Origin of the sequence: Ensifer adhaerens (genome assembly GCF_028993555.1) — a bacterium.
Taxonomy (GTDB): Bacteria; Pseudomonadota; Alphaproteobacteria; order Rhizobiales; family Rhizobiaceae; genus Ensifer; species Ensifer adhaerens_I.
In genome coordinates, this window is record NZ_CP118610.1 from 834,636 (window position 1) to 860,224 (window position 25,589).

The 25,589-nt window shown below is 62.8% G+C and carries 28 protein-coding genes; 16 read left to right on the top strand and 12 right to left on the bottom strand.

The window, feature by feature from the left end; translation table 11 throughout:
• Positions 1-5 precede the first annotated feature (5 nt).
• Positions 6-662, top strand: a complete 657-nt coding sequence (locus tag PWG15_RS03965; protein WP_275023216.1) for an HD domain-containing protein — start codon at positions 6-8, stop codon at positions 660-662.
• Between the two features lie 176 nt (positions 663-838).
• Positions 839-1,690 carry an MOSC domain-containing protein gene (locus tag PWG15_RS03970; protein ID WP_275024348.1) on the top strand — a complete coding sequence of 284 codons (852 nt, stop codon included), beginning with the start codon at positions 839-841 and terminating at the stop codon, positions 1,688-1,690.
• Between the two features lie 10 nt (positions 1,691-1,700).
• Here the strand turns inward: PWG15_RS03970 and PWG15_RS03975 are convergent, their stop codons facing one another.
• A complete protein-coding gene (locus PWG15_RS03975; RefSeq protein ID WP_275023217.1) occupies positions 1,701-2,633 on the bottom strand; it encodes a phytanoyl-CoA dioxygenase family protein in 933 nt (310 codons plus the stop codon).
• Positions 2,634-2,759: 126 nt separating this feature from the next.
• Between PWG15_RS03975 and PWG15_RS03980 the strand changes: the two genes are divergently transcribed.
• The 5 genes from PWG15_RS03980 to nadC all read left to right on the top strand — a co-directional run bounded on the left by PWG15_RS03980 (position 2,760) and on the right by nadC (position 8,895).
• A complete protein-coding gene (locus tag PWG15_RS03980) occupies positions 2,760-3,626 on the top strand; it encodes a helix-turn-helix domain-containing protein (protein WP_275023218.1) in 867 nt (288 codons plus the stop codon).
• Between the two features lie 109 nt (positions 3,627-3,735).
• On the top strand, positions 3,736-4,974 hold the full coding sequence (locus PWG15_RS03985) for an MFS transporter (protein ID WP_275023219.1): 1,239 nt from the start codon (positions 3,736-3,738) through the stop codon (positions 4,972-4,974).
• A gap of 171 nt (positions 4,975-5,145) precedes the next feature.
• On the top strand, positions 5,146-6,225 hold the full coding sequence (gene nadA, locus PWG15_RS03990; RefSeq protein ID WP_275023220.1) for a quinolinate synthase NadA: 1,080 nt from the start codon (positions 5,146-5,148) through the stop codon (positions 6,223-6,225).
• A gap of 111 nt (positions 6,226-6,336) precedes the next feature.
• The gene (locus PWG15_RS03995) at positions 6,337-7,935 is read left to right on the top strand and encodes an L-aspartate oxidase (RefSeq protein WP_275023221.1); all 1,599 of its coding nucleotides are present in this window, start codon (positions 6,337-6,339) and stop codon (positions 7,933-7,935) included.
• A gap of 51 nt (positions 7,936-7,986) precedes the next feature.
• Positions 7,987-8,895 (top strand): carboxylating nicotinate-nucleotide diphosphorylase, encoded by a 909-nt coding sequence (nadC, locus tag PWG15_RS04000; protein ID WP_275023222.1) that lies wholly within the window; start codon positions 7,987-7,989, stop codon positions 8,893-8,895.
• 20 nt (positions 8,896-8,915) lie between these two features.
• Here the strand turns inward: nadC and PWG15_RS04005 are convergent, their stop codons facing one another.
• From PWG15_RS04005 to PWG15_RS04045, 9 genes are all read right to left on the bottom strand, one after another.
• On the bottom strand, positions 8,916-9,161 hold the full coding sequence (locus PWG15_RS04005) for a hypothetical protein (protein ID WP_275023223.1): 246 nt from the start codon (positions 9,159-9,161) through the stop codon (positions 8,916-8,918).
• 149 nt (positions 9,162-9,310) lie between these two features.
• Entirely contained in the window at positions 9,311-10,279 is a 969-nt protein-coding gene (locus PWG15_RS04010) for an NUDIX hydrolase (RefSeq protein ID WP_275024349.1), read from the bottom strand.
• Position 10,280: 1 nt separating this feature from the next.
• Positions 10,281-10,820, bottom strand: coding sequence for a tyrosine phosphatase family protein (locus PWG15_RS04015; protein ID WP_275023224.1), 540 nt, complete (start codon positions 10,818-10,820; stop codon positions 10,281-10,283).
• A gap of 1 nt (position 10,821) precedes the next feature.
• A complete protein-coding gene (locus tag PWG15_RS04020) occupies positions 10,822-11,430 on the bottom strand; it encodes a YfbR-like 5'-deoxynucleotidase (RefSeq protein ID WP_275023225.1) in 609 nt (202 codons plus the stop codon).
• Positions 11,427-12,275, bottom strand: a complete 849-nt coding sequence (locus PWG15_RS04025; RefSeq protein ID WP_275023226.1) for a CAF17-like 4Fe-4S cluster assembly/insertion protein YgfZ — start codon at positions 12,273-12,275, stop codon at positions 11,427-11,429. Before PWG15_RS04025 ends, PWG15_RS04020 begins: the two co-directional genes overlap by 4 nt.
• Positions 12,276-12,480: 205 nt before the next feature.
• Positions 12,481-13,272: a hypothetical protein gene (locus PWG15_RS04030; RefSeq protein ID WP_275023227.1), complete on the bottom strand. Its 792-nt coding sequence runs from the start codon at positions 13,270-13,272 to the stop codon at positions 12,481-12,483.
• A 15-nt stretch (positions 13,273-13,287) separates the two neighbouring features.
• On the bottom strand, positions 13,288-13,557 hold the full coding sequence (locus PWG15_RS04035; protein ID WP_093232155.1) for a hypothetical protein: 270 nt from the start codon (positions 13,555-13,557) through the stop codon (positions 13,288-13,290).
• Positions 13,558-13,715: 158 nt separating this feature from the next.
• Positions 13,716-14,168, bottom strand: coding sequence for a TIGR02301 family protein (locus tag PWG15_RS04040; protein WP_275023228.1), 453 nt, complete (start codon positions 14,166-14,168; stop codon positions 13,716-13,718).
• Complete coding sequence (locus PWG15_RS04045; protein ID WP_275023229.1) at positions 14,165-14,626, bottom strand: NUDIX hydrolase; 462 nt, start codon at positions 14,624-14,626, stop codon at positions 14,165-14,167. The genes PWG15_RS04040 and PWG15_RS04045 overlap by 4 nt, the downstream gene beginning before the upstream one ends.
• A gap of 60 nt (positions 14,627-14,686) precedes the next feature.
• Between PWG15_RS04045 and PWG15_RS04050 the strand changes: the two genes are divergently transcribed.
• A complete protein-coding gene (locus PWG15_RS04050) occupies positions 14,687-15,466 on the top strand; it encodes an SOS response-associated peptidase (RefSeq protein WP_275024350.1) in 780 nt (259 codons plus the stop codon).
• Positions 15,467-15,482: 16 nt separating this feature from the next.
• Here PWG15_RS04050 and PWG15_RS04055 read toward each other — a convergent pair whose 3' ends face one another.
• A complete protein-coding gene (locus PWG15_RS04055) occupies positions 15,483-15,626 on the bottom strand; it encodes a hypothetical protein (RefSeq protein WP_275023230.1) in 144 nt (47 codons plus the stop codon).
• A gap of 415 nt (positions 15,627-16,041) precedes the next feature.
• Here PWG15_RS04055 and cysS point away from each other — a divergent pair, with 415 nt between their 5' ends.
• The 7 genes from cysS to rarD all read left to right on the top strand — a co-directional run bounded on the left by cysS (position 16,042) and on the right by rarD (position 22,775).
• On the top strand, positions 16,042-17,433 hold the full coding sequence (cysS, locus tag PWG15_RS04060) for a cysteine--tRNA ligase (RefSeq protein ID WP_275023231.1): 1,392 nt from the start codon (positions 16,042-16,044) through the stop codon (positions 17,431-17,433).
• A gap of 116 nt (positions 17,434-17,549) precedes the next feature.
• Complete coding sequence (locus PWG15_RS04065; RefSeq protein WP_275023232.1) at positions 17,550-18,038, top strand: GFA family protein; 489 nt, start codon at positions 17,550-17,552, stop codon at positions 18,036-18,038.
• Entirely contained in the window at positions 18,038-18,514 is a 477-nt protein-coding gene (locus PWG15_RS04070) for a GFA family protein (RefSeq protein WP_275023233.1), read from the top strand. The genes PWG15_RS04065 and PWG15_RS04070 overlap by 1 nt, the downstream gene beginning before the upstream one ends.
• Positions 18,487-19,008, top strand: coding sequence for a GFA family protein (locus PWG15_RS04075; RefSeq protein ID WP_275023234.1), 522 nt, complete (start codon positions 18,487-18,489; stop codon positions 19,006-19,008). Before PWG15_RS04070 ends, PWG15_RS04075 begins: the two co-directional genes overlap by 28 nt.
• A 2-nt stretch (positions 19,009-19,010) precedes the next feature.
• Positions 19,011-19,973 carry a prolyl aminopeptidase gene (pip, locus tag PWG15_RS04080; RefSeq protein ID WP_275023235.1) on the top strand — a complete coding sequence of 321 codons (963 nt, stop codon included), beginning with the start codon at positions 19,011-19,013 and terminating at the stop codon, positions 19,971-19,973.
• A gap of 33 nt (positions 19,974-20,006) precedes the next feature.
• Positions 20,007-21,623, top strand: coding sequence for a citramalate synthase (gene cimA / locus PWG15_RS04085; RefSeq protein WP_275023236.1), 1,617 nt, complete (start codon positions 20,007-20,009; stop codon positions 21,621-21,623).
• A 213-nt stretch (positions 21,624-21,836) separates the two neighbouring features.
• The gene (gene rarD, locus PWG15_RS04090; protein ID WP_275023237.1) at positions 21,837-22,775 is read left to right on the top strand and encodes an EamA family transporter RarD; all 939 of its coding nucleotides are present in this window, start codon (positions 21,837-21,839) and stop codon (positions 22,773-22,775) included.
• Positions 22,776-22,850: 75 nt separating this feature from the next.
• Here the strand turns inward: rarD and PWG15_RS04095 are convergent, their stop codons facing one another.
• Entirely contained in the window at positions 22,851-23,468 is a 618-nt protein-coding gene (locus PWG15_RS04095) for an LOG family protein (protein ID WP_275023238.1), read from the bottom strand.
• Between the two features lie 244 nt (positions 23,469-23,712).
• Between PWG15_RS04095 and PWG15_RS04100 the strand changes: the two genes are divergently transcribed.
• Positions 23,713-25,524 carry a LysM peptidoglycan-binding domain-containing protein gene (locus PWG15_RS04100; RefSeq protein ID WP_275023239.1) on the top strand — a complete coding sequence of 604 codons (1,812 nt, stop codon included), beginning with the start codon at positions 23,713-23,715 and terminating at the stop codon, positions 25,522-25,524.
• The last annotated feature ends 65 nt before the right edge of the window (positions 25,525-25,589 follow it).

Below are 25,589 nucleotides of genomic sequence, written 5' to 3' on the forward strand. Positions count from 1 at the left end.
ACGTCATGACACATATTTCGAAACTGGCGGCCGCCTTCGCGCCGCATGAAGAACTGGCCGCGGTACTGCTGCCACACGCCTTTGCCGCAGACGACGGCTCGCATGATGCGGCGCATCTGATCCGCGTCTGGAAGAATGCCGTCCGCATCCACGCGGAGGAGGGCGGCGATGCGCGCTCGCTCGCCGCAGCGGTCCTGCTGCATGATTGCGTTTCCGTCGAAAAGAACTCGCCCTTGCGCGCGCGCGCATCGCGGCTGGCGGCGGAGAAGGCGACAGGCATCTTGCAGGAACTCGGCTGGGATACAGAAGATACTGCCGCAGTGGCGCATGCCATCCTGACCCACAGCTTCTCTGCCAACATCGCGCCGGAGACGCTGGAGGCAAGGATCCTTCAGGACGCCGACAGGCTCGATGCGATCGGCATGGTCGGCGCTGCCCGGTGTTTCTACATCGCCGGGCGCATGGGCAGCGGCCTGTACGACCCGCTCGATCCGCTGGCGGAGGCGAGGGAACTCGACGACAAGGCCTTCGCCATCGATCATTTCGAGACCAAGCTTTTCCGGCTGGCGGACGGCTTCAAGACGGAGGCAGGCCGTCGGTTGGCCACCGAGCGTGAGCAGCGACTGCGCGATGTGCTTTCCATGATGCTGGATGAAATCTAGACCCGCGCCCGTATCAAGCGGTTTTCGCGCGGCATCGCGGCGCGCAGATTGCATCGGAACATTTCTCCGTTTCCATCAAACCGAGAAATGATCTAGGCCTTTCAACGGATTGCAGCCGCCTGGTGAATCGGATCGGCAGGCGCATGAATCAGTTTCTGAACACGAAGGAATTGCCCATGAAGGTGACCGGCCTCAACATCCATCCGCTGAAAAGCGGCCGCGCCATCGCCCGAGAGACGGTCGTCGTCAACTTCGATGGCGTCGAAGGCGACCGGCGCTTCATGCTGGTCGAACCGGACGGGCGCTTCATCACCCAGCGCGAATTGCAGGCGCTGGCGGAGGTTGAAGCCAGCCACATCGATGGCGGCGTGCATCTGAAGAAGGGTGGGGATGAACTCTCGGTGCGCTTTGATCCCGATCGCCGCCTGAATGTCGTCGTCTGGGGCAGCGAGGTTGACGCTGCCATATCCGACGACGCGGCCAACGCGACGTTGTCGGCCTGGTTCGGCAGGCCGGTCAAGCTTGCGCATATGGACGCGTCGGCCGAACGGCTTGTCGGTGCCGACTGGGCAGGGACGGCGGCGCCCGTCGGCTTTGCCGATGGCTTTCCGATCCTGATCACGACGACCGGATCGCTCGCCGACCTCAACCGGACGCTCGCCGAAAAAGGCCAGGAGCCCGTCGGTATGGATCGCTTCCGCACCAACATCCTTGTCGACTGCGACGACGCCTGGGAGGAGGACTTTTGGGAAAGCGTCGAGATCGGCGGCATTCGGTTCGATCTCGTCAAACCCTGCGCCCGTTGCATCATGACGACGCAGGACCAGATCACCGGTGAGCGTATCGGCGGCAACCCGATCCAGGGGCTGGCGGAAAAGCGCATGTCCTCCGATCGGCGCGTGCCCGGCGTGCTCTTCGGCTGGAACGCGGTGCCGCGCAGCGAAGGCACCGTGAAACTCGGTGACGAGGTCAAGGTCACCGGCCGACGCGGCGAGCGCTGGCCGATGAAGGTGCGGGCCTCGGCTTAAGCTTTGCATCTCACGCCCAGGGCGTGATCCCGAGCAGCTTGGCGCCGAGATCCGAGAGGCTCGGGGGAGAGGCGTTGTGCTTCTCCCATTGGCGCGGATCGCCGGGGAAGGCGTCGCGCTTCGGATGATCGAGCTCTCGCCACAGCCGCACCCGTTCCTCGCGCTCGGCGACATTGTCCCATTCCGCCGGATGCATCGAGATGTATTGCGCCATGCGCACGCGGCCGTCGGAATGGTTGGGGCGCACACCATGGGCGAGCAGGCTGTTGAAGATCATCAGGTCGCCGGCCTCCATCTCGATGTTGACGGTCGAAAAGCCGGTCATGTCCGGGTGCATCGGGTCGCGGTTGGCAGCTTGCGTCTTCTCCCAGCTTTCGAAGTTTTCGAACAGTTCCGGCACACACTGGAAACCGCCGACATCGCCGTCCTGCTTCTTCAGGCTCAGCACGCCCTGAACGCCGATCGGCAGCGGCCGGATGGAGGTATCAACGTCCCAATGGATGAAGCCGTTGGGATTGCCCTTGATCTTCTTCGGTGGATTGAGGTTGGCGCGGTCGATCGTCACCCACAGGTCCTCGCGGTCCCAGATGTCGACGAAGGCGCCGTAGATGCGCGGTTCCTGGCGATTGTCCCAGAGATACTGGTGATTGTAGATCTCCAGCATGCCGGTGTTGTTGAGTTCCTTCATCTTGTGCTCGCGTCGCTGCGGCGCGTACCAGGTCGAAGGATCGGCAGGATCCTTCTCGTCGAAGCGCCAGAGCAGGTCGACGAGGCGCTCGACATTGGCCGGCGGCACCGCCTGGCGCACGATGACATAGCCCTTGGTGATCCAGTGCTGCCAGTCCGCTTCTGAAAGCACCCGCAAGGGCAGCCGCTTCTTGATGTCCTTCAGCTGGGTTTTGAGATCGGTGGCTGTCGGGTGGCTGTCTCTGAGCGCCTGCATGAATGTCTCCTCGCCTTGAATGTCCATTGGTCGATGGAGAAAGCGTAACCGTTCCGCCGGGGCCATGTTGCACAGTGCATGCCAAGATTGATACTATTCTGGCGTGATGAGGCGGAGGCATGCAACATGAAGGCTGTTTTGCAGAAGATACCGCGGGCGACCAACGCTTCGTCGATCCTGCTCGACCGCCGTCTCGATGATTCCATCCCTTTCCAGTGGCACCACCACCCGGAGTTCGAACTGACACTGACGCTTAACTCGCGGGGCCAGCGCTTCATCGGTGACCATATCGGTGCCTATGACGACGGCGATCTCGTCCTCGTCGGTTCCAACCTGCCGCATACCTGGCACTCCTCGGGCAAGCTCGACGAGGCTGAACCGCATGTGGCACTGGTGCTCTGGTTTCATCCGGAATGGGTGGAACGTCTGGATGAGGGCTTCGTCGAACTCACCGCCGTCAAGGCAATGTTCGAAAGATCCGCCCCGGGCTTGCAGTTCACTCCGGAAGTGGCCGCTCGGGTGCGGCCGCTGTTCGAAGGGTTGCGCCGGCTGCGGCCGGAGGAACGGCTGCCGGATGTCCTGTCTCTGCTGACGATCCTGGCGCGCGAGCAGCAGGTGGCGCTGTTGTCCAGTCGTGTCGTTACGCCGTCAGGCCGATCGGTCGATCGCGGCCGCCTCGACCGAGTGCTCGATCATATCCATCTGAACTACAGCGAGAACCCTTCGATGGACGACCTCGCTGACCTCGCCGCACTCAGCCTTTCTGGCCTGCATCGGTTGTTTCTGCGCCACCTCAACATGCCGGTGTCGGAGTATCTGATGCGGCTCAGGATTGGCGAAGCCTGTGCGCTGCTCAGTGGCTCTGGACGATCGATCGCTCATATCGCCGAAGACGTGGGCTATCGCTCCATTGCCAACTTCAACCGCCAGTTCAAGGTGGCCAAGGGCATGACGCCCAGAGAGTTTCGCAACCGGTTCCGCAGCGCCGCTTGATGGAGAAATCCTGGCGGTATCAATTCCGGTGATCGCGGCGTCAATATAATTGGCTTTTATCTGTTTTAGCAGCCGCCTAGGATGCCGGTCCTTCAATCGGAGATATTTCATGTCCGCTGTTTCCGGAGCATCCGCGCCGTCCAGTGCTCGCCAGGAGATGCCCTGGCTGATCATTTCGGCCGGCTCGATCGTTGCGATGCTTACCTTCGGCCCGCGGTCGGCGATGGGCTTCTTCCAGTTGCCGATGCTCGCCGACACCGGCTGGGACCGGACGACCTTCGGCCTTGCCATGGCACTGCAGAACCTCTGCTGGGGGCTGAGCCAGCCGTTCTTCGGCGCGATTGCAGACAAGTTCGGCACGTGGCGGGTGCTGGCCATGTCCGGCCTTCTCTACGCTGCGGGCCTGTTCATCATGGCCTTTGCCAATGCGCCGATCTGGCTGCATATCGGCGGCGGCGTGCTCGTCGGCATGGCGGTTGGTTCAGGGTCCTTCGGCATTCTGCTCTCGGCCTTTGCCCGCAACGTCACGCCGCACCAGCGGTCGCTCGCCTTCGGCATCTGCACCGCCGCCGGCTCGGCGGGCATGTTCCTGTTTGCGCCCTTGAGCCAGGGGCTGATCTCCGCCTATGGCTGGTCGGATAGTCTGGTCTATCTCGGCGTCCTCATGCTGCTGGTGCCGTTCTTCGCGATCCCTCTGCGTGGCAATGCCTCGTCCGGTCGCCAGAGCGAGGCGCAATACAAGCAGTCGATCGGCGAGGCGTTGAAGGAGGCGCTCGGCCACAAGAGCTATCTGCTCTTGGTCTCCGGTTTCTTCGTCTGTGGCTATCAGGTCGCCTTCATCACCGCGCATTTCCCGGCCTATATCGGCGATATCGGCATCGACGCGCGCTATGCGGTGATCGCTCTGGCGCTGATCGGCTTCTTCAACATCATAGGCTCCCTATCGGCCGGCTTCATCGCCCAGCGCTACTCGAAGCCTTATTTCCTGGCGCTGATCTACATCGCCCGCTCGGTGGCCGTGACGGCCTTCCTGCTGCTGCCGCAGACGCCGACTTCGGTGATCATCTTCGCGATCGTCATGGGCCTGCTCTGGCTTTCGACCGTGCCGCCGACCAACGCACTCGTCGCCATCATGTTCGGCACGCGACATCTCGGCCTGCTCGGCGGCATCGTTTTCCTCTCGCACCAGGTCGGCTCGTTCCTGGGCGTGTGGATGGGCGGGTACCTCTACGACCACTTCGGTTCCTACGATCCGGTGTGGTGGCTCGGCGTGGCGCTCGGTATCTTCGCCGCGATCGTCCACTGGCCGATTGAGGAAAAGGGCGTGGCGCGGCCGGCGATGGCCTGATCACTCATCGAAATCGGAAGCGCCGCGAAAAGCGGCGCTTCATTCTTGAATTCTGTCACAAAACTTTCTAAATCAACCCATGCGGCTTTGCCGCTTTTGTTTTGGTTCAATTATGCTCAGAGTGAGCATAATTGAAGGGCCGCCCGAGAGAGGGGCGGAGAGGAGCCTTCGATGACGCAACTTGATTCCCGCACGCAGGCCGTGGCGAACCCGGTTTTTGTAAGCGCCGCCCAGCGCTTTGGCATTATCGAAAGACCCGAGCTTGCTTTCACGCCGGCAATTGCGCGCGAGACGGAGCACCTCTACGAGAAGGTGAAGGACTTCATCCCGGCGATCGAGTGGCCTGTCTATGCGCCTTACGTCCACGCCATCAACCGGCTGAAGAAAGAGCGCAACGCCGTCATCCTCGCGCACAATTACCAGACGCCAGACATCTTCCACTGCGTCGCCGATATCGTCGGCGACTCGCTGCAGCTTGCCCGCGACGCTAGTAAGGTCGATGCCGAGATCATCATCCAGTGCGGTGTGCACTTCATGGCTGAGACCTCGAAGCTGCTGAGCCCGGAAAAGACGGTGCTGATCCCCGATGCCAAGGCTGGTTGCTCGCTGTCGGAATCGATCACTGGCGCCGACGTGCGTCTGCTGAAGCAGCGCTATCCGGGTGTTCCTGTCGTCACCTACGTCAACACGTCAGCCGACGTGAAGGCCGAGACCGACATCTGCTGCACCTCGTCGAACGTGCTTGATGTCGTTGAGAGCCTGGAATCCGATACGGTGCTCTGCATCCCCGACGAATATCTGGCGATGAACGTCGCCCGCCAGACCAACAAGAAGATCCTGACCTGGAAGGGGCACTGCGAAGTGCACGAGCGCTTCACTGCGGCCGAGTTGCTCGCCTACAAGGAAGCCAATCCGGGCATCGAGATCATCGGCCATCCGGAATGCCACCCGGATGTGATTGCGGTGTGCGACTTTGCCGGCTCGACGTCGGGCATGATCAACTACGTCAAGGACAACCGTCCGTCGAAGGTGCTGCTCGTCACCGAATGCTCGATGGCTTCGAACATCCAGGCCGAGATCGAGGGCGTCGAGTTCGTCAAGCCGTGCAACCTCTGTCCGCACATGAAGCGCATTACGCTGCCGAAGATCCTCGACAGCCTGCTCAACATGACGGAGGAGGTTCTGGTCGATCCTGATATCGCCGATCGCGCCCGCCTTGCGGTCGAACGCATGGTGAACCTCAAGCAGTAACAATATCTGCCTGGCGGTTCGCCCGGCCTACAGCGCCGCGCGCCTTATCAGGCGCGCAAAGGTCGCTGTAGAATATGGAAACTCTGCATGCGCGTTGGAGGAGAATGAAACATGCTGACCGACCATTTTCGCCCGCAATCCTTCAACGGGATTGACGACATCGTCATCGTCGGCGGCGGCCTGGCCGGGCTCTTCTGCGCGCTGAAGCTGAGCCCGAGGCCGGTGACGATCCTGGCCGCCGCGCCGATCGGCCATGGTGCCTCGTCAGCCTGGGCGCAAGGCGGCATCGCCGCTGCCATGAGCCCGGGCGACACCTTCGAGAAACATGTCGCCGACACGCTCGCTGCTGGCGCCGGCATCGTCGACGAGAAGATGACGCGCATGATGGTGGCCGAAGGCCCGGCGCGTATCCATGACCTGCTCGAATATGGCGTGCCTTTCGACCGCGACCTTGAAGGCAAACTGCTGCTCTCGCGCGAAGCGGCGCATTCCGAACGTCGCATCGTCCGCGTCAAGGGTGACATGGCCGGCAAGGCGATCATGGAAGCATTGATCGCAGCGGTCCGCAAGACGCCGTCGATCCGCGTGATCGAAGGTTACGTCGTCGAGGAACTCGTGCGCGAGGGCCGGTTCATCTCAGGCGTCATCGCGAGGCCCGATGCCGGACAGTCGAAGAAGCGCGTCTCGTTTCCGGCGCGCGCCGTCGTGCTCTGCTCCGGCGGCGTGGGTCACCTCTATGCCGTCACCACCAATCCGTGGGAAGCCTGCGGGCAGGGGGTAGGCATGGCCGCCCGCGCCGGCGCAATCATCGCCGATCCTGAATTCGTGCAGTTCCACCCGACGGCGATCAACATCGGCAAGGATCCGGCGCCGCTTGCGACCGAGGCTCTGCGTGGTGATGGTGCTCATCTCCTGAATGCCGCCGGTCATCGCTTCATGCTCGACATCCATCCCGACGGCGAACTCGCGCCACGCGACATCGTTTCCCGCGGGGTTTACGCTGAGGTCCAGGCCGGGCGCGGCGCTTTTCTCGATTGCACCAAGGCGGTGGGCAAGCATTTCCCCGAAATGTTCCCGACCGTCTATGCCTCGTGCATGGCCGCCGGTATCGACCCGGTGACGCAGCCGATCCCGGTGGTCCCGGCGGTCCACTATCACATGGGCGGCGTGCTCACTGATGCCGAAGGTCGCACCTCGATCGATGGTCTCTGGGCTGCTGGCGAGGTCACTTCGACCGGGGTGCATGGCGCCAACCGCCTCGCCTCCAACTCGCTGCTCGAAGCGGTCGTCTTTGCCGCGCGCATCGCCGAAAACATCAAGGGGACGCTGCCGACGCCGCAGCTCACCGAATGGGGCGACAATGCCGGTGAGAACGACGATCCGGTGACCGTCGAAGACAGCCCGCAGCTCAAGGTTCTACGCCAGGTCATGAGCGATTGCGTCGGCGTGATCCGCACCCGCGAGAGCCTGATGAAGGCGATCCGGGAGATCGCGGTGCTCGAGCGCGAAAACGGCCGTATGCGCTTCACCAACATCATCACGACCGCCAAACTGATTGCTGTTGGCGCACTTCGTCGCACGGAAAGCCGCGGCGGCCACTTCCGCGCCGATTGCCCTTCGGAGCGGCCGGAATGGCGCCGACGCACCTATCTGACGCTCGCCGACGCCAATCGCTTGGCTCAGGAGCTGGCAGAGACAGAAGCGGCGTAAGCGTGGCCGACATTGTCGGCCACCATTAATTGAAAATCAGGACCAGTAACCATGACCGCAGCCCTCCGCCCTGAATTGCCCGCACTGATGATCGAGGACCAGGTGCGTGCCGCGCTGATCGAGGATCTCGGCCGCGCCGGAGACATCACCACGCTCTCGACGATCGGGCCGGACCTGACGGCAACGGCAGGCATGAATGCGCGCGATCCCGGCGTCGTTGCCGGACTGGATCTGGCCCGGGCGGCTTTTCGCCTGGTTGATCCGTCGATCCGCTTCGAAGCACTGGTTGCCGATGGCGACCGGGTGGCGCCGGGTGCGGCGATCGCCCGCATCTCCGGCCGCGCCCGCGGGCTGCTGTCGGCCGAGCGCGTCGGCCTGAACTTCCTGATGCATCTCTCGGGCATTGCCACCTACACGGCGAAATTCGCCGACGAGATCGCCCATACGCGCGCCAAAGTCTGCTGCACCCGCAAGACCATCCCGGGCCTGCGCGCGCTCGAGAAGTATGCCGTGCGCCTCGGTGGCGGCTCCAACCACCGTTACGGGCTCGATGACGCGGTGCTGATCAAGGACAACCACATCGCCGTTTCCGGTGGTGTTGCGAGCGCCGTCCACGCGGCGCGCGCCTATTGCGGCCATCTCGTCAAGATCGAGATCGAGGTCGACGGTCTCGATCAGATGCGAGAGGCGCTGACTGCCCAGCCCGACGTCATCATGCTCGACAACATGGGGCCGGAGTTGCTGCGCGAAGCCGTCGCCGTCAACCAGGCGTTCTGGCAGCTTTCCACCGATGCCTACGCGCTCGACGCCCGCCGGACCCGGCTCGAGGCCTCCGGCAACGTCAAGATCGATACGGTGCGGGCGATTGCCGAAAGCGGTGTCGATTACATCTCGACTTCAAAGATCACCATGGCGGCTCCAACGCTCGACATTGGCCTCGATGTGGTGATCAACCGGTAACGCCAAGCTCACCCAGCGCGTTATCTCTGCATGATGAACGGGCAGGCGAAGCGCTCGCCCACGGTGATCTGCGTTCCGCAATCGTAGCGGCAGGTCTTGAATTGCCCGTTCGTGTCCTGGCTGTTGAGATTGCAGATCGAGTTCTGCGGCTGCATGCCGCCGCCCTGCTGGTTCTTGAAGTAGTCGGGCATCTTTGGCTTCTCGTCGATACCCGACTGGGGCGAGGTGCCGAGCAGCGACGTCAGCAGGGTCAGTGCGAGCAGCATGGTTGTCACCTCCGTCATGGGCAGTGCGGAAGCTGAACCCATTCGCACCGCGATGGACGCGTCCCGTACCCGCGTCATGGCCTAGAATGTAGTGCGATTTGCGCGATCTGTTAGACGTAGCGCCGATTTTCGACAGCCGGCATCCGCAATCATCGCCCGCCAACCTTGAGGCCCGGGGCAGGGCGCTCGTCGAGGATCTGGCGTCGGAAGCGGAAGAGGGCGGCCGGGCGCCCGCCGGTGGACGAAAGCGTCATGCCTGTGGGTTCCACCAGCTCCGCGCCCTCGACGAGGCGGCGGAAATTCTGCTTGTGCAGGTGGCGGCCGGAGATCGCTTCGACAGTCGCCTGCAGATCTGTCAGCGTGAACTCCGGTGGCATCAGTTCGAAGACGACCGGCCGGTACTTGAGCTTTCCGCGCAGACGCGCAATGGCGGTTGCGACGATGCGGCGGTGGTCATGGCGCATCGCCTGGCCGACGGTCAGCACGTCGTGGCCGTTGCCATGGCCGTCGAGCACCGCTTCGGGCACGAGCCCGGCCTCGTAGAGCAGCTCGTAACGCTCCAGTACGCGCTCCTCGTCCCAGGGAAAATCGTCGAGACCAAATGCCAGGCGAATGCGCGCCCGACGACGGGCGATCCGGGCGGCCTGTTCTTCGCCGGTGGCGCCCGTCTCCCAGCGGGCTAGCCCCGGCAGGATTACCTGATCGAGGACTGCCGGGCGGCCCTGCCGCCAGTCCTCCCAGGGCAGGTAGCCGTACCAGTCGCGCCAATGCGCGCCGGCTTCGGTGAGCCGCTCGGTGTTTTCGGCGTCGGTCCTGGTCAGTGCCAGATAGCCGACCGAGACCATGTGCTTGCCTTCTTCGCCCGGAAGCCGTTGCCGGCCGCGGTCGCCGAAGGTGTAGAGCTGCTCGATATAGCCGAGCTTGAGCGCCGTGCGCTTTTCGACGCGATCGCGCAGGCTCGTTTCGAAGGTCCGATGGCGCGCCGGATCAAAGGGGCCGAAAGGCAGGCTGTCGCGCGCGTCGCCGTCGGTTTCGATGACGGCGAGAATCCGTGGACTGCGCTGAACGACGGCTACGATCGCCGCATTGAGGCCGATTTCAACGGTCGTCGGCTGCATCTCAATCGGCAACGGCTGCTCCCTCGGCAAGAAGCGGCAGAACGAAGGGCGCGTTGCCGTCGGTGTCGGCACCTCGGCCGATCCCGCGGACGGCGGCGAGCAGCCGCCCGTTTCGCTGAAGTACGGCATCGCCGATCTCCACGAGCCGGGAGTTCGGGGTTGCGAAGGGAGAGGCCTGTCGCAGTCGCTCTACGAGCGCGATGTCGTCCTGGTCTGGATCAGCCGCAAGAGCCGCGATGAGCGCGGCCGCGGGCGAACGCGAAACGCCCATCCAGCAATGGACGAGCAACGGCCGCGCGCGATCCCAGTCTCGTGCGAAGGCGACGATCTGCCGGACATGATCCTCCTGCGGCGCGATGAGGTCGCCGGTGCCGGCAAAGGTGATGTCGTTCATGCCGAGCGTCAGATGCCGCGCCTTGGCGATCACGCCGGGGCGATGAAAGTCCTGGCCCTTGGCGACAAGGCTGATCATCTCGGTGCAGCCATGGCGGACGGCCATTTCGGCAATGCGGGCAAGCGGCGATACGACGATACGGGGCATGTCAGATTTCCGCGCGCGCCGGCAGGCGCTCAGCTTCCAGAACCTGGAAGCGTTCCGTGAACAGCCGTTGCGCCTCGACGGCCGGCAAGGGGTCGATCAACAGCGTTTCGCGGGTAATGCCGCGCGGTTGGCCGAAGAACTTGCGCGCCTCCTCCACGGAAAAGCCAGCAAGCACGGTCGCTTCGAAATAGGCAGCCACATGGTCGGCCTTCTTGATGCGATCCTTCAATTCCTTAGAACAATGCGCCGGCAGGCCGAAGCGCAGGTGGATGGCGCTTTCGAGCCGCTTTTCCACCGACTTGTAGCCGCCGCCGACCACTGCCTTGAACGGCGAGATCATGTCGCCGATCACGTATTCCGGCGCGTCATGCAGGAGCGCCAGCAGGCAATCGTCGGTGCTGCATTTGTTGCTGCGGCGAAAGATGTCTTCGACCATCAGGCTGTGTTGTGCCACCGAAAAAGCGTGGTCGCCGGCGGTCTGGCCGTTCCAGCGCGCAACGCGCGCAAGGCCATGGGCGATATCGCTGATCTCGACGTCGAGGGGCGACGGGTCGAGCAAGTCGAGCCGACGGCCGGAAAGCATGCGCTGCCAGGCGCGGGTCGTCGTCACGCGCTTGCCTCGTCGGCGCTTGTCGGGAAGGTGAGCCCGGTCCATTCGGGCAGAACCAATCTCACCGGCACCTCGCCGGCAAGCAACGGAACATCGTGGGCCATGGCTTCGCCGGCCTTGTCGATGCGCACGATCGCGAGTGCCGACCTGCCTTGAACCGTGCCCAGTGTGCCGATGGCCTTGCCGTCGGCCGTGATCGTCGTTCCCGTTGGGGGAAGCGCGGTTTCAGCTGCAACAATCACTATCCGGCGCCGCGGCGTGCTGCGGTGCTGCATGCGCGACACCACTTCCTGGCCGACGTAACAGCCCTTCTTGAAGGAAAGGCCGCCGTTCTTGTCGAGGAGCACGTCATGCGGAAAAGCATCTTGTGCCGCATAATCACTGCCGGCACTCGCGATACCCGCTGCGATGCGAAGCCGCTCGAGTTCTTCGACGCCTGCCGTATCGCCGGCTGCATCGCTATAAGCGCGAAAGAGTGCTATCCCCGCCTTCTCGAACCGGTGATCCCGGTAGGCGCCATCGGGTGCGGCTTCGTCAAATATCACGGTGACGGCGGCCGATGTATCGATCGAAAGGTTCACCGCCGAGCGAAGCTTGTACATCGCCAGACGCTTGAGCAGCGCTTCCACCTGTTCGCGTGCGGTCTCCAGCCTAAGGCCGTCACCGTCACGGGAGATCATGAAGTCGAACAGGATCTTGCCCTGCGGCGTGAGCAAGGCGCCGGGACGCGCTTCGTCGGGCGCCAGCGCGTCGAGATCGGTGGTGATCAATCCCTGGAGGAGATCTTCCGCGTCCTTGCCGGAGACGGCGACAATCGCGCGGTCGTCGAGGCGAACTCTGGGCATCGTTCGAATCCTGCTCGGCGGGGTGGGAACCCGCTCTAACCTAGAGCATTTCCGCCAACACTACGTAGAGGTCTTGTGTCCGGAAATGCGTACAACAAACACCGATCACGTCGGCAGTCCCAGTCGACTCGAGCGGGCACCGTCGCGATCTCTCGGCGAAGAGGTAGGATGTTCGGAGAAGATCGGCAAGCTCGGTCGCCGGCGGTCAATCGCCGGCGATGAAGAATTTCCACTTTCCGTCCGGCATGATGCCGACGCGGTAGAAGTTGTAGCTGCCGAATTCTTCCATGTCGGCGAAATCGCCGGCCGTGACCAGCCGGAACAGGTCGACCTTCTCCGGTGCCGTCAGCGTTGAGAGCTTCTTTTCGGCGAAATAGGGCCAGACATAGGCTTCCTGCGGCGTACCCTTGTCCACCAGCACAAAACCGGTCGACAGAACGTCGAGCAGGATTGCCAAGATTTCGACACCTTCCTGATCGCCCGAAAGTCCCTTGAGAATAGCGACCGGGTCTTCGTCGCCGGTGACGCCGGTAACCTGGGTCTGGGTCGGGCCCTTGCCAAGCAGCGAGCGCAGGCGCTCGATGTCGCCGGAAGCAGCTGCCTCGACGATGAGCTCACGCATCCGTGCAACGGGCGCCGGTATTTTGGAAACGTCGGTCAGAACCTCGACAGGCCCGTCCGCCTCCGGCTCTTCGGCCGCGGGGGCCTCGTCCTTGGTGGCCGTCGCTGATTTGTTGATCAGCGGGTCGGGCATCGGAATTTCGAGCGGAAGCTTTTCTTCCTCGTCCGACTCTTCCGCGACGGGTTCGGCCACAGGCGGTGCCGCCTTCTGGTCACCGGCAGCGGGCTGTTGGGCAGGAGCGGGCTGTTGCTCGCCCTGCAACTCGCTGAGAGCAAAGGCGGGAGAGAACGTTGCCGGGGCGGTCAAGGCGACACCGGCCAAAAGCAGCGTGGCGAGGCGAACCGGAACGGTCCGGTTTGCAAGATTCCGATGCATCGGGCAGTCCTGATATTACTGAAGCGTGCGCTGGGGCGAGAATTCGCCGGCGAGGACGCGTTCGCGAAGCGAATTGAGCATCGCTTCCGCACCATCTTCTCCATGAAGCCGAACGGTTTCCCGCATGGCGAGTGCGATGGCCGCATCGGCGATGATTTCCGGCTCGATACCATCAGCCATGCCGTCCGCCCAGGCCTCGCTCTGGTGTTCCAGCGCAGCCTGCATTTTCTCGTGGACGATCATGTCATCGATGTCGGTCAGGCTTGGTTCCATCATTCGTTCCATGCGACTTCCATTGTGCAAGCGGTTCATTCTTTGGCCGTCCGGCTGAACTCCAACTGAACGACCGTGACGGACTCGCCACTTCTTACCACTCTCTTAACGAACTTAGCAGCCTTTTCCCGAAACGACACGGGGTCGTGAGAAAAGAGGTTAATTTATTGCTAATTTCCAAAGCGGGCGACGATTTCTGACGCAAGTGTTGCGCCTTCGGCACGATATCGCTCCTCCGCGACGATCGCCGGCCCCGTGCAGGCCGTATAAACAGAGGCAAAGGTGCGATACCCACGGTTGAAGGCGGCCGTCATTCTTTCACGTCGTTTGACCTCGTCGGCCGTCTCCTTGTCGATCAGTTCCTGCATTGAACGGCGCCAGACATCCTCCGGCTCCTTGACGCAAAGGTTTCTGAGGTAGTGAACGGAGCCGAGGATTTCGGAAAGTCTTAGCAACCTCTGGTCGTAGGGAGTCGGTTTCTCTTCCACGACGGCAGGGGCAGGGGCTGCAGCCTCGGTGGTTGCCGTTTCTTTCGGCGGCGTTTTTTGCGCCGCCGCACCGGTGGCGGCCGTCAGCGCGAAGCCGGCAAGGGCAAGCCGCGCGAGGATCGGGGCAGTGATCATGGCTTCACCAAGCCCGAATTGACGGCGGTTTCAAGGCGGCGACCCGATTCGGTGTCGGTGTGCGCGAGCCTTTCCACGCATTCGCGCACGCTGTCGGGGATCGGCAAGGCAAAGATCTCGGCCGGCGTGAACCAGCCAAGGCCGGCCGCATCGTCGCTGGCTATGGCCACCGCGTCGGCACTCGCCTCGGCTCTGAAGACGGAAAGCAGGAAATGCCGTCCTTCCGATTCCTTGCCCGGCAGATCGTAGGTTTCGAACAGAACGGGGTCGCGGGCCGTGATGCCCGTCTCTTCCAGTAGCTCGCGAAGCGCAGTTTCGGCCGGCGTCTCCCCGGGCTCCGCCCGCCCACCGGGAAAGGCGTACATATCGGCCGACGGCGGATTGGCCCGCCGCACGAGCAGGTAACGGCCGTCGCGTTCGAGAATGACGGAGGAGGCGAGTTCAGGCTTGGTCGACATCGGGAATCAAATTGCCTCGGTAACGTTGACCCATCCTACGTGAAGTGCCACATCGATGTCATGTGCGGACGTTTTGCGCTGACGGCGACGCCGGAAGAATTGCTGGAATTGTTTGCGTTGCTGGAGGGCGAGGACTTTCCGGCGCGCTTCAACATCGCGCCGACACAGCCGATCATGGTTGTGGTTGCAGGCGAGCGCGCGCAGCCCGGCAGCAACTTGCCGGAGCGCAACGCCGTGCTGGTGCGCTGGGGATTCATGCCCGGCTGGGTCAAGGACCCGCGCGATTTTCCGTTGTTGATCAATGCCCGCGCCGAATCGGCAATCGAGAAGGCGTCGTTTCGCGCCGCCATGCGGCACCGCCGTGTGCTGGTACCGGCTTCCGGCTTCTATGAATGGCGTCGGCCGCCGAAAGGCAGCGGCGAGCCGTCGCAGGCCTATTGGGTGCGCCCGCGAAAGGGCGGTATCGTCGCCTTTGCCGGGCTAATGGAAACCTGGTCGTCAGCCGACGGTTCCGAGGTCGACACCGCTGCGATCCTAACGACGGCGGCGAATGCCTCGATCCGACAGATCCACGACCGCATGCCCGTCGTCATCCAGCCCGAGGACTTTACCCGCTGGCTCGATTGCAAGACGCAGGAGCCGCGCGAAGTCGCGGATCTCTTCGGCCCGGTGGCTGAGGATTACTTCGAGGCGATCCCTGTTTCCGACAGGGTCAACAAGGTTGCCAATACCGGCCCTGACATCCAGGACGCCGTGACACCCAAGACGGTATTGGGTGTCCAGCCCAAGGGCAAAAGCAAACCGGACATGCCCGACAGCGGGCAGATGTCGCTGTTTTGAACGAACAACCCAGCGATCAGACGGGCCGCTTGGTCAGTTTGGTCGCAGGCTTTCCCTTCGCTTGCAGCGCAGCGGCGAGCACGGCCTTCAGGCCGAGCGGACGGTACTGTTCGACGAGATTGGTAGGCTTGGCGATATCTTTGGTCTTTGCGGCTTTCACTTGCACTCACTCCTTGATGCTGTCCTGAACCGGATACATTCCGTTTTCGTCTTTTGGCGCGAAAACGATGCTCCTCCCTGTTCTCCGGAAACAGGAACCCGTGGTGCAGAACCAACTACACCGCGAATCTGTTTTCCGCATGGCGCTCCCAGATAAGCCTAATCATGACAAATCCATGGCCGCCGATTCTGTGTGGCTAACCGACTGTGCTTGCATGCGGCTGACCTCTTGACCGAAATCGGGTGACGCGCGATAAGTGGTCGCATGAAAACGGTTATCTGCATTATCTGCCGGAAGATTATTCGCTAGCGTCCCGCTGGCCTGGCCGTTTTCGTCTCCTAAAATCCAAGATGACAAACGCGCGGGCCTCCCGGGCGCCGTAGTTCGACGGTTGTATGCGTATTGGAGAATGGGAATGGGCGGAGCGCCGACATTGAAGCTGTACAACACGCTGACGCGGGAGAAGGTCGAGTTCCGGGCGATCGATCCCGACAACGTCCGCATGTATGTCTGCGGGCCGACGGTCTACGACTACGCGCATATTGGCAATGCCCGGCCGGTCATCGTCTTCGACGTGCTGTTCCGGCTGCTGCGCCATGCCTACGGTGCAAAACACGTGACTTATGCGCGCAACATCACCGACGTCGACGACAAGATCAACGCGCGGGCGTTGCGTGACTATCCGACCCTGCCGCTCAATGATGCGATCCGGCGGGTGACAGAGAAGACCGAAACGCAGTTTCTTGCGGACGCGAAGGCGCTCGGCTGCCTCGATCCGGACGTGCAGCCGCGGGCGACCGACAACATCGCGCAGATGATCGAGATCATCGAGAAGCTGCTTGCCAAGGCGCATGCCTATAAAGCGGGCGGCGAGGTGCTGTTCGACACCAAGTCGATGGCCGACTACGGTCAGCTCTCAAAGCGCAACCTCGACGAACAGCAGGCCGGCGCCCGCATCGCCGTGGAGGCGCACAAGAAGAATCCCGGCGACTTCGTGCTGTGGAAGCTCTCGGCCGACAACGAGCCGGGCTGGGACAGTCCGTGGGGCAGGGGCCGTCCGGGCTGGCACATCGAGTGCTCGGCAATGAGCAGCCGTTATCTCGGCGAGGTCTTCGATATTCACGGCGGCGGGCTCGACCTGATCTTCCCGCATCATGAAAACGAGATCGCCCAGTCGCGTTGCGCCCACGGCACGCAAGTGATGGCGAATGTCTGGATGCACAACGGCTTCCTGCAGGTCGAAGGCCGCAAGATGTCGAAGTCCGAAGGCAACTTCGTCACCATCTACGAATTGCTGCACACCGAGAAATTCGCCGGCCGCCAGTGGCCGGGCGACGTGCTGAGGCTCGCCATGCTGATGACGCATTATCGCGAGCCGATCGATTTCTCGGTCAAGCGGCTGGAGGAAGCGGAACACCTGCTTTCCAAGTGGCCGGTGCCGGGCGACGCAAAGGGTGAGGCCGATCCGGCCGTGGTTGCCGCACTTGCGGATGACCTCAACACCGTCGCGGCCATTCAGGCGCTCCATGCCCTGGCACAGAAGGCAGCGGCCGATCCGAAACTGCTCGGCATCTTCGCCGCCAGTGCAGCGCTGATCGGCGTGGTGCCACAAGCGGTCGAGCTGGATGAAGCCGTGGTGCACGACATCGACAGCCGCGTCCGCGCCCGCCTGGAACTGCTGAAGGCGAAGAATTTCGCCGAGGCTGACAAGATCCGCGACGATCTTCTCGCACAGGGGATCCAGATCAAGGACGGCAAGGATCCGGTGACTGGAGAACGTGTAACCTCCTGGGACGTGAAGAGATGATCTGATTGCCTGCCGGAAAGCCCGTGTCCCGCCCGCTTACCCGGGCGGAACACGGGCCGGTCCGGATGGAGAGCGCGGAGAGCATGGATGAAGCACCGGCCTGAGGAGGGGTAGCAATGAGTCTCGACAACAAACCCTACTACGCCGGCGGATGCCAGTGCGGTGCGGTCCGCTTCCGCGTCGAGGGCAAGCTCGGCGACGCATCCATCTGTCATTGCCGCATGTGCCAGAAAGCGAGCGGCAATTTCTATCTGCCGCTGGTTTCGGTTCGCGGCGCGCATGTCACCTGGACGCGGGGAGAGCGTAAGCGTTTCCAGTCGTCCAATTTCGGCTGGCGCGGCTTCTGCGGTGATTGCGGCACGCCTCTGACCTATGAGGCGCCGGACGGCATGGCCCTGGCGATCGCAGCTTTCGACGAGCCGCAAGGGATCAGGCCCACGGTTCAATGGGGTATCGAGAGCAAGCTGCCCTATGCCGACCACATTCCGGAATTGCCTGGCGTTCATACGATGGAAGACCCGGACGCATTGGAATTCCTGGAAAAACTCGTCTCCTACCAGCATCCTGACCACGACACCGAAACCTGGCCTCCGGAGGAAAGATGATGAGCGAAACCGTTCGAACAGGTGGCTGCCAGTGCGGCGCAGTCCGCTTCCGTATCCGGGGGCAACTTGGCCGTCCGTCGATCTGCCATTGCCGCATGTGCCAGAAGCAGTTCGGCTCGTTCTTCTCGGCGCTGGTGACGGCGCCGAAGGACGGCGTCGAGTGGGTGCGGGATGAGCCGAGCTACTTCCAGTCTTCGGTCAACATCGATCGTGGCTTCTGCCCGAAATGCGGCACGCCGATGACCTACCGGCACCCCGGCGGCATCGAGATCGCGATCGGCACCTTTGACGATCGCTCTGATCTCGCGCCGAAAATCCAGGTCAATCACGCGTCACGGCTGCCTTGGGTCGATACCATCTTCGAGCAGCCGGTGCTGGAGGATCAGGACTTCTACGCGCGGCAGGAGAGCATCATTTCCTTCCAGCACCCGGACCACGAGACCGAGCAATGGCATCCTTCGGGGGCATTCCGGTGACCATCGCCCGCATCTATACCGGTGGATGCCAGTGTGGCGCCGTCCGCTATCGCGCCGAGGGCACGCTTGGCGATCCGCATATCTGTCATTGCCGCATGTGCCAGAAGGCGGCTGGAAACTACTTCATGCCGCTGGCCAACGTCGCGCGCGACAGTTTCGATATTACCCGCGGCCTGCCGTCCTGGTTCCGCTCGTCGCATCTGGTTCGACGCGGCTTCTGCAGCGATTGCGGCACGCCCCTGTTCTACGACATGCCGGATGCGGATTTCATCAATATCACGCTGGGTTCGCTCGACGATCCGGATGACGTGTTGCCCGTCTACCAGGCCGGCGTCGAGTCTCGCGTGCTATGGTTCTCGCGGCTCGCCAGATTGCCGGAAAAAGAAACGGACGATGGCAGCGAGGTTTCCGCCACCCGCCATCTGATCATACTCGAAACGAACCGCCAGCACCCGGACTACGACACCGTGCATTGGCCGCTGACGAAAGACTGAAAATGACGACTGTACTGCGGACGCTCTACCCGGAAGTCGAACCCTACGCATCGGGTCACCTCGATGTGGGCGACGGTCACGTGATCTATTGGGAAAAGGTCGGCACGCCAGGTGCCAAGCCTGCCGTCTTTCTGCATGGCGGACCGGGCGGCACGATTTCCGCCAATCATCGCCGCCTGTTTGATCCGGCGCTCTATGATGTGACTTTGTTCGACCAGCGCGGCTGCGGCAAGTCGAAGCCATCAGCCGAGATCGAAGCCAACACCACGTGGCATCTCGTCGCCGACGTCGAGCGGCTGCGTGTAGAGGCAGGCGTCGACAGGTGGCTGGTCTTCGGCGGCTCCTGGGGATCGACGCTGGCGCTCGCCTATGCCGAGAAGCACCCGGAGCGGGTTTCGGAACTGGTGCTGCGCGGCATCTACACGCTGACAAGGGCGGAACTCGACTGGTACTATCAGTTCGGCGTCTCCGAGATGTTCCCGGACAAATGGGAGCAGTTCATCGCGCCAATCCCGGAAGAAGAACGGCACGAGATGATGCACGCCTACCACCGCCGCCTGGTGAGCGACGACAAGGCCACGCGTCTTGCCGCTGCCAAGGCCTGGAGCATCTGGGAAGGCGAGACGATCACGCTGTTGCCGGAACTGTCGACGAGCGCACCTTTCGCGGACGACGAATATGCCGATGCCTTCGCGCGCATCGAAAACCACTTCTTCGTCAATGCCGGCTGGATGGACGAAGGCCAGTTGTTGCGGGACGCGCACCGGCTTCACGGCATTCCCGGTGTCATCATCCACGGGCGCTACGACATGCCGTGCCCGGCGAAATATGCCTGGCAACTGCACAAGGCCTGGCCCGGGTCGGAGTTGCATCTGGTCGAGGGGGCAGGGCACGCCTATTCCGAGCCGGGCATTCTCGACCGGTTGATCAGGGCCACGGACGCATACGCAGGCAAGACAGAGTAAGAATAGCAAAACAGAGCATTTGGACGATTAGCCATGACCAGGGAACGCATCTACCTCTTCGACACGACGCTACGGGACGGGCAGCAGACGCCCGGCATCGACTTTTCGGTCGAGGACAAGATTGCGATTGCGGGTCTGCTCGATGCGTTCGGCATGGACTATATTGAGGGCGGCTATCCCGGCGCGAACCCGACCGACACCGAGTTTTTCACGTGCAAGCGCACGCAGAAGGCATCTTTCGTCGCCTTTGGCATGACCAAGCGCGCCGGCGTTTCGGCGTCCAATGATCCGGGCCTTGCAGCCCTGCTTGCCGCAAAGAGCGACGCCATCTGTCTGGTCGCCAAGAGCTGGGATTATCACGTCGAGGTCGCTCTCGGCTGCACCAACGAGGAAAACCTCGACAACATCCGCGCATCGGTCGAGGCCGTGGTCGCCTCCGGCCGCGAGGCGATGGTCGACTGCGAGCATTTCTTCGATGGCTACAAGGCCAATCCGGCTTACGCGCTCGCCTGCGCAAGGACGGCTTTTGATGCCGGCGCGCGCTGGGTGGTGCTCTGTGACACCAATGGCGGCACGCAGCCGCCGGAGGTCCGCGAAATCGTCACTGCCGTGATTGCTGCAGGTGTGCCCGGCGCCAATCTCGGCATTCATGCCCACAATGATACCGGACAGGCGGTGGCCAATTCGCTGGCAGCCGTCGAAGCCGGCGTGCGCCAGATCCAGGGAACGCTGAACGGCATTGGTGAGCGCTGCGGCAATGCCAATCTGGTCACGCTGATCCCGACGCTCGCGCTCAAGGAGACCTACTCCAGCCGCTTCGAAACGGCGATTGATGCCGATCGCCTGCAGGAACTGACGAAGCTCGCCCATTCCTTCGACGAACTGCTGAACCGCTCGCCGGATCAGCAGGCGCCCTATGTCGGCGCATCCGCCTTTGCCACCAAAGCCGGCATCCATGCTTCGGCGCTGCTCAAGGACCCGCGCACCTATGAACATGTGGCACCGGAAAGCATCGGCAATCTGCGCAAGGTCATGGTGTCGGACCAGGGCGGCAAGGCCAATTTCATCAACGCGCTCAAGCGCCGCGGCATCGTCGTCAGCAAGGACGATCCGAAGCTCGACAAGCTGATCGCCATCGTCAAGGAGCGGGAAGCGACCGGCTATGCCTATGAAGGGGCGGATGCGAGCTTCGCGCTGCTCGCAAGCCGCATCCTCGGCACGGTGCCGGACTTCTTCCATGTCGAAAGCTTCCGGGTGATGGTCGAGCGCCGCTTCGACGCGAACGGCCATCTGAAGACCGTGTCGGAAGCCGTGGTGAAGGTAGTCGTCGACGGCGAGACGATGATGTCGGTTGCCGAAGGCCACGGGCCGGTCAACGCGCTCGACCTTGCGCTGCGCAAGGATCTCGGCAAGTACCAGTCGGAAATCGAAGATCTCGAACTGGCGGACTACAAGGTTCGTATCCTCAATGGCGGCACCGAGGCGATCACGCGCGTGCTGATCGAGTCGACCGACGGAACCGGCGCACGCTGGTGGACGGTGGGTGTCTCCGACAACATCATCGACGCCTCGTTCCAGGCACTGATGGACAGCATCATCTTCAAGCTGTTGAAGAACCGCGACCATGTGGGCCTCATCGCCGCAGAATGACGTTGGCGGCGGTGTAAAGCTGGGTCCGCTCCGCCGGGATGATGAGCAAAACTCACCATCCCTTCACGGAAATGAATTGGTGCATTCCCGGGCGTTGGAGTAGGACGCATCTGTGGGAGTTTGCGCCGGCAGGTAAGCCGCGCCTTCCCTTGCGACTGGAGAGCGGCGCTTTGCCAATATGGCTCTCTGGCAAACACACCAGGAAAAGACGTTATGGCTGAGCCAAAAGCACCCGCCGAAAATACCGATTCCGCGAAAGGCTTCGCCTTCGCGCTGACCGCCTATCTGCTTTGGGGCTTCCTGCCCTTCTTCATGAAGGCCGTCGCCCACATTCCGGCGCCGGAAGTGGTGGCGCACCGGATCGTGTGGTCGGTGCCGCTTGCGGGCCTGGTTCTGCTCTGGCTCGGACGTACGGATGACATCAAGGTGGCGCTGCGCTCGCCGCGCATGCTGCGCATGGCTGCGCTGACCGCGGTGCTGATCACCATCAACTGGGGCATCTACGTCTGGGCGATCGGGGCCGGCCGGGCGATCGAGACGGCGCTCGGCTACTATATCAACCCGCTGTTTTCGATCTTCCTCGGCGCGGTGCTCTTGAAGGAAAAGCCGAACCCGGCACAGATGGTTGCGATCGCGCTTGCCGCCTCCGCCGTCGCCGTGCTCGCCTTCGACGCCGGTGGACTGCCTTGGGTGTCGATCGGCCTCTGCCTGTCCTGGGGCTTCTATGCCTTCTTCCGCAAGACGCTGCCGGTCGGGCCGAACCAGGGCTTCTTCCTGGAGGTGTTGCTGCTCAGCGTTCCGGCGATCGGCTACATCATCTGGCTCGAGGCGACCGGGCAGGGGCATTTCGGCGACACCGGCACGGCCGATGTTCTCTGGCTCATGTCCTGCGGTGTCGTCACCGCTATTCCATTGATGATCTATGCCAACGGCGCCAAGCTGCTGCGGCTGTCGACCATCGGCATCATGCAGTACATCGCTCCGACAATGATCTTCCTGATCGCCGTCTTCGTCTTCCACGAGCCCTTCGGCACCGCGAAGCTGATCGCCTTCGGCCTGATCTGGGCGGCACTGGTGATCTACTCCGGCGCGATGCTGGCCGAAAGCCGTGCGCGTCGCGCAGCAGCATTGCAGGCAAGCCCGGCCGAATAGGGCAGCGGGGCCAATCGTACAAACGAAAAGGCGCGCCGGTGGCGCGCCTCTTGCATATGGGGATGTCGGTGAGGATCAGAGCCTGGAAATGATCTCGGCCTCGCCCTCACGGCCATTGCCGCCGGCGGCAGCCAGGATGGCCGGGACGATGTCGGCGGCATCGTCGACCACCAGCGGCTGCACGAGATGCGCCGTGTGCACGAAACCTTCCTCGCGCATATGCTGAAGCAGATCCAGCATCGGCCGCCAGAAATTGTTGATGTTGCCGAAGACCATCGGCTTGCGGTGACGGCCAAGCTGCGCCCAGGTCATGATCTCGACGATCTCTTCCAGAGTGCCGATGCCGCCCGGGAGCGCCACGAAGGCGTCGGCCCGTTCGAACATCGTGTGCTTGCGCTCGTGCATGTCGGCCGTGACGATCAACTCGTTCAACTGGCCGAGCGAATGGCGGGTGGCTTCCTTGTCCATCAGGAATTCCGGGATGATCCCGGTGACTTCGCCGCCGTTCGAAAGGACGCCGCTGGCGACTGCTCCCATGATGCCGCGCGTGCCGCCGCCATAGACGAGGCGAAGACCGTGATCGGCAATCGAGCGGCCAAGTGCGCGGCCAGCTTCCATGTAGGCGTTGTCGCGTCCCGGCTGTGAACCGCAATAGACGCAGATGGATCGAATCGTGCTGTTCTCGGTGCTCATGCCCCCAAAAAGCATTGCAGCGCAGCATGGGTCAAGAAAAATGAGGGGAAACCCGGCTTTCTGTGGGTTGCTGCGCCTTCGGCTGCTTGTATGCCGAATCGCGAATCGCTAGCAATTTCAGGGATTGATTGAAGAAATCGGACGAGTTGCTTGCTGTTGCGCTATAATGAACGGCGCAAGCCCGCACCGCAGGCCGATGAGAGGGCATGCGCGGAGCGTTGCTCCGCTCCGTGTGGAGAGTGGCATGATCAGAAATAAGGCCGGCTGGGTGGCCATTACTGTCCTCGTGGCAGCGACAGCGTTGATGGTATTCGTGGTGCAACCGAACCTGCGTGGTGACGGCAAGAAGCCGGCGGACGAACCGGCCGCAGGCAATGCGGGCCAATCGAACGAGACAGCTTCTGCCACCGGTGGCCCGCAGGCGACCGAAGGAACCGCGAAGCCGCTGGACACAAAGGCCGGTGAGGCTGCGAAGTCCGGCGAGGCCGCCGGAGCGGCTCAGGCCGAACAGACAGCCAATGCGGCGCCGACGAGCGCACCTGCCGAAAATCCGGCCGTTCCCGGTTTCGATGTGCTGCGCGTGGAGCCCGATGGATCGACCGTGATCGCTGGGCACGCGCAGCCCGGTTCGAAACTCGAGATCCTGAGCGGCGACACGGTTGTCGGTACTGCCGATGTCGGCGCGACGGGTGACTTTGCCGCCGTCTTCGACAAGCCTCTGCCGGCTGGCGACTATCAGTTGACGCTCCGCACTACCGGTGAAGACGGCACGGTGAAGAGTTCCGAGGAAGTGGCGACCGTTTCGGTTCCCAAGGACCCCTCCGGACAACTTCTCGCCATGGTGTCGAAGCCAGGTGAGGCAAGCCGACTGATCGCGACTCCGGAAGCGGCCAAGGCCCAAAGCGGGCAGGGGACCGAAACCAAGCCGGCCGAGGTCGCATCAACTGCGACGCAGACGCCATTGGCGACCGACGACGCATCTTCGGCCCCGGCAAAGGCGGCTGGCGTTCCCGGCTTGCAGGTAAGTGCCGTCGAGATCGAGGGAAGCAAGATGTTCGTCGCGGGCAGCGCCAAGCCGCGTGCGCTCGTCCGCGTCTATGCGGATGACAAGCTGCTTGGAGAGATGAAGGCCGACGACAAGGGCAATTTCGTCGTCGATGGCGAGATCGAGTTGACAGTGGGCAGCCACATCATCCGCGCCGATATGCTGAACGACGATGGCACCAAGGTCGCCATGCGCGCTTCGGTTCCCTTCGATCGCCCTGCAGGCTCGCAGGTCGCCGCCGTGGCGCCGTCGGGCACGCCTTCGGCGACAGCCGGTCTTGATGGCGTACGCGCCGAGGCCGGCAAGGCGCTGGCACTGTTGAAGGGGCTCTATGCCAACGGCAAGGTCCCGACGGGCGAGCAACTCGCCGCAGCGCGTTCCGCAACGGAAATCGCTCTGAAGTCGCTGGCCGATTTCCGGCTCGCCGACAGTTCCGATCAGGCATTGGCTGAGGCCTCTGCACGGGCCTCGAAGGCGGCAGCCGATGCGCTGGCAGCCTTGAAGGCCGCACCGCAGGATGCGCCGAGCGTTGCCTCGGCCCTTGCCAAGGTCGATGCGAGCGTTGGTTCGGTTCTGGCCGAGCGCGGCAGCGCGACGCCGGCCTCGGATGCGCAGGCCCAGCCAAAGAGCAACGCGCCTGCGCAGGGCGAACTGGCCAAGGCCATGGGTGCAGGCAGCGCAGTGGCCAGCGACGCCGCGACGACGTCGGTGCCGAGCACGGAAATCGCAGCCGCTTCCCCCAAGCAGGACGAGCCGCAGACGGTCCAGCAGGAACCGCTCAAGGAGAGCAAATCCTCCGTGATCATCCGTCGCGGCGACACGTTGTGGCAGATTTCGCGTCGCGTCTATGGCGCCGGCTTGCGCTACACCACGATCTACCTGGCCAACCAGGATCAGATCGAAGACCCGGACCGCATTCGCCCGGGACAGGTTTTCGGTGTACCGGATAAGGCGCTGCCGGACGATGAATCGCGCGAGATTCACAGAAAGCACATGAAACACGAGCAATAGGCAGCCGATCGCCCGTCAACAACATTGCGGCGGCGGCGATGGATGCCTATCTCTCGATCAAGGGC

Excerpts from the sequence above, each read along its gene's own strand:
- PWG15_RS03965 (WP_275023216.1), top strand. The coding sequence starts at position 6 with ATGACACATATTTCGAAACTGGCGGCCGCCTTCGCGCCGCATGAAGAA.
- PWG15_RS03970 (WP_275024348.1), top strand. The coding sequence starts at position 839 with ATGAAGGTGACCGGCCTCAACATCCATCCGCTGAAAAGCGGCCGCGCC.
- PWG15_RS03975 (WP_275023217.1), bottom strand. The coding sequence starts at position 2,633 with ATGCAGGCGCTCAGAGACAGCCACCCGACAGCCACCGATCTCAAAACC.
- PWG15_RS03980 (WP_275023218.1), top strand. The coding sequence starts at position 2,760 with ATGAAGGCTGTTTTGCAGAAGATACCGCGGGCGACCAACGCTTCGTCG.
- PWG15_RS03985 (WP_275023219.1), top strand. The coding sequence starts at position 3,736 with ATGTCCGCTGTTTCCGGAGCATCCGCGCCGTCCAGTGCTCGCCAGGAG.
- nadA (WP_275023220.1), top strand. The coding sequence starts at position 5,146 with ATGACGCAACTTGATTCCCGCACGCAGGCCGTGGCGAACCCGGTTTTT.
- PWG15_RS03995 (WP_275023221.1), top strand. The coding sequence starts at position 6,337 with ATGCTGACCGACCATTTTCGCCCGCAATCCTTCAACGGGATTGACGAC.
- nadC (WP_275023222.1), top strand. The coding sequence starts at position 7,987 with ATGACCGCAGCCCTCCGCCCTGAATTGCCCGCACTGATGATCGAGGAC.
- PWG15_RS04005 (WP_275023223.1), bottom strand. The coding sequence starts at position 9,161 with ATGCTGCTCGCACTGACCCTGCTGACGTCGCTGCTCGGCACCTCGCCC.
- PWG15_RS04010 (WP_275024349.1), bottom strand. The coding sequence starts at position 10,279 with ATGCAGCCGACGACCGTTGAAATCGGCCTCAATGCGGCGATCGTAGCC.
- PWG15_RS04015 (WP_275023224.1), bottom strand. The coding sequence starts at position 10,820 with ATGCCCCGTATCGTCGTATCGCCGCTTGCCCGCATTGCCGAAATGGCC.
- PWG15_RS04025 (WP_275023226.1), bottom strand. The coding sequence starts at position 12,275 with ATGCCCAGAGTTCGCCTCGACGACCGCGCGATTGTCGCCGTCTCCGGC.
- PWG15_RS04030 (WP_275023227.1), bottom strand. The coding sequence starts at position 13,272 with ATGCATCGGAATCTTGCAAACCGGACCGTTCCGGTTCGCCTCGCCACG.
- PWG15_RS04035 (WP_093232155.1), bottom strand. The coding sequence starts at position 13,557 with ATGGAACGAATGATGGAACCAAGCCTGACCGACATCGATGACATGATC.
- PWG15_RS04040 (WP_275023228.1), bottom strand. The coding sequence starts at position 14,168 with ATGATCACTGCCCCGATCCTCGCGCGGCTTGCCCTTGCCGGCTTCGCG.
- PWG15_RS04045 (WP_275023229.1), bottom strand. The coding sequence starts at position 14,626 with ATGTCGACCAAGCCTGAACTCGCCTCCTCCGTCATTCTCGAACGCGAC.
- PWG15_RS04050 (WP_275024350.1), top strand. The coding sequence starts at position 14,687 with ATGTGCGGACGTTTTGCGCTGACGGCGACGCCGGAAGAATTGCTGGAA.
- cysS (WP_275023231.1), top strand. The coding sequence starts at position 16,042 with ATGGGCGGAGCGCCGACATTGAAGCTGTACAACACGCTGACGCGGGAG.
- PWG15_RS04065 (WP_275023232.1), top strand. The coding sequence starts at position 17,550 with ATGAGTCTCGACAACAAACCCTACTACGCCGGCGGATGCCAGTGCGGT.
- PWG15_RS04070 (WP_275023233.1), top strand. The coding sequence starts at position 18,038 with ATGAGCGAAACCGTTCGAACAGGTGGCTGCCAGTGCGGCGCAGTCCGC.
- PWG15_RS04075 (WP_275023234.1), top strand. The coding sequence starts at position 18,487 with ATGGCATCCTTCGGGGGCATTCCGGTGACCATCGCCCGCATCTATACC.
- pip (WP_275023235.1), top strand. The coding sequence starts at position 19,011 with ATGACGACTGTACTGCGGACGCTCTACCCGGAAGTCGAACCCTACGCA.
- cimA (WP_275023236.1), top strand. The coding sequence starts at position 20,007 with ATGACCAGGGAACGCATCTACCTCTTCGACACGACGCTACGGGACGGG.
- rarD (WP_275023237.1), top strand. The coding sequence starts at position 21,837 with ATGGCTGAGCCAAAAGCACCCGCCGAAAATACCGATTCCGCGAAAGGC.
- PWG15_RS04095 (WP_275023238.1), bottom strand. The coding sequence starts at position 23,468 with ATGAGCACCGAGAACAGCACGATTCGATCCATCTGCGTCTATTGCGGT.
- PWG15_RS04100 (WP_275023239.1), top strand. The coding sequence starts at position 23,713 with ATGATCAGAAATAAGGCCGGCTGGGTGGCCATTACTGTCCTCGTGGCA.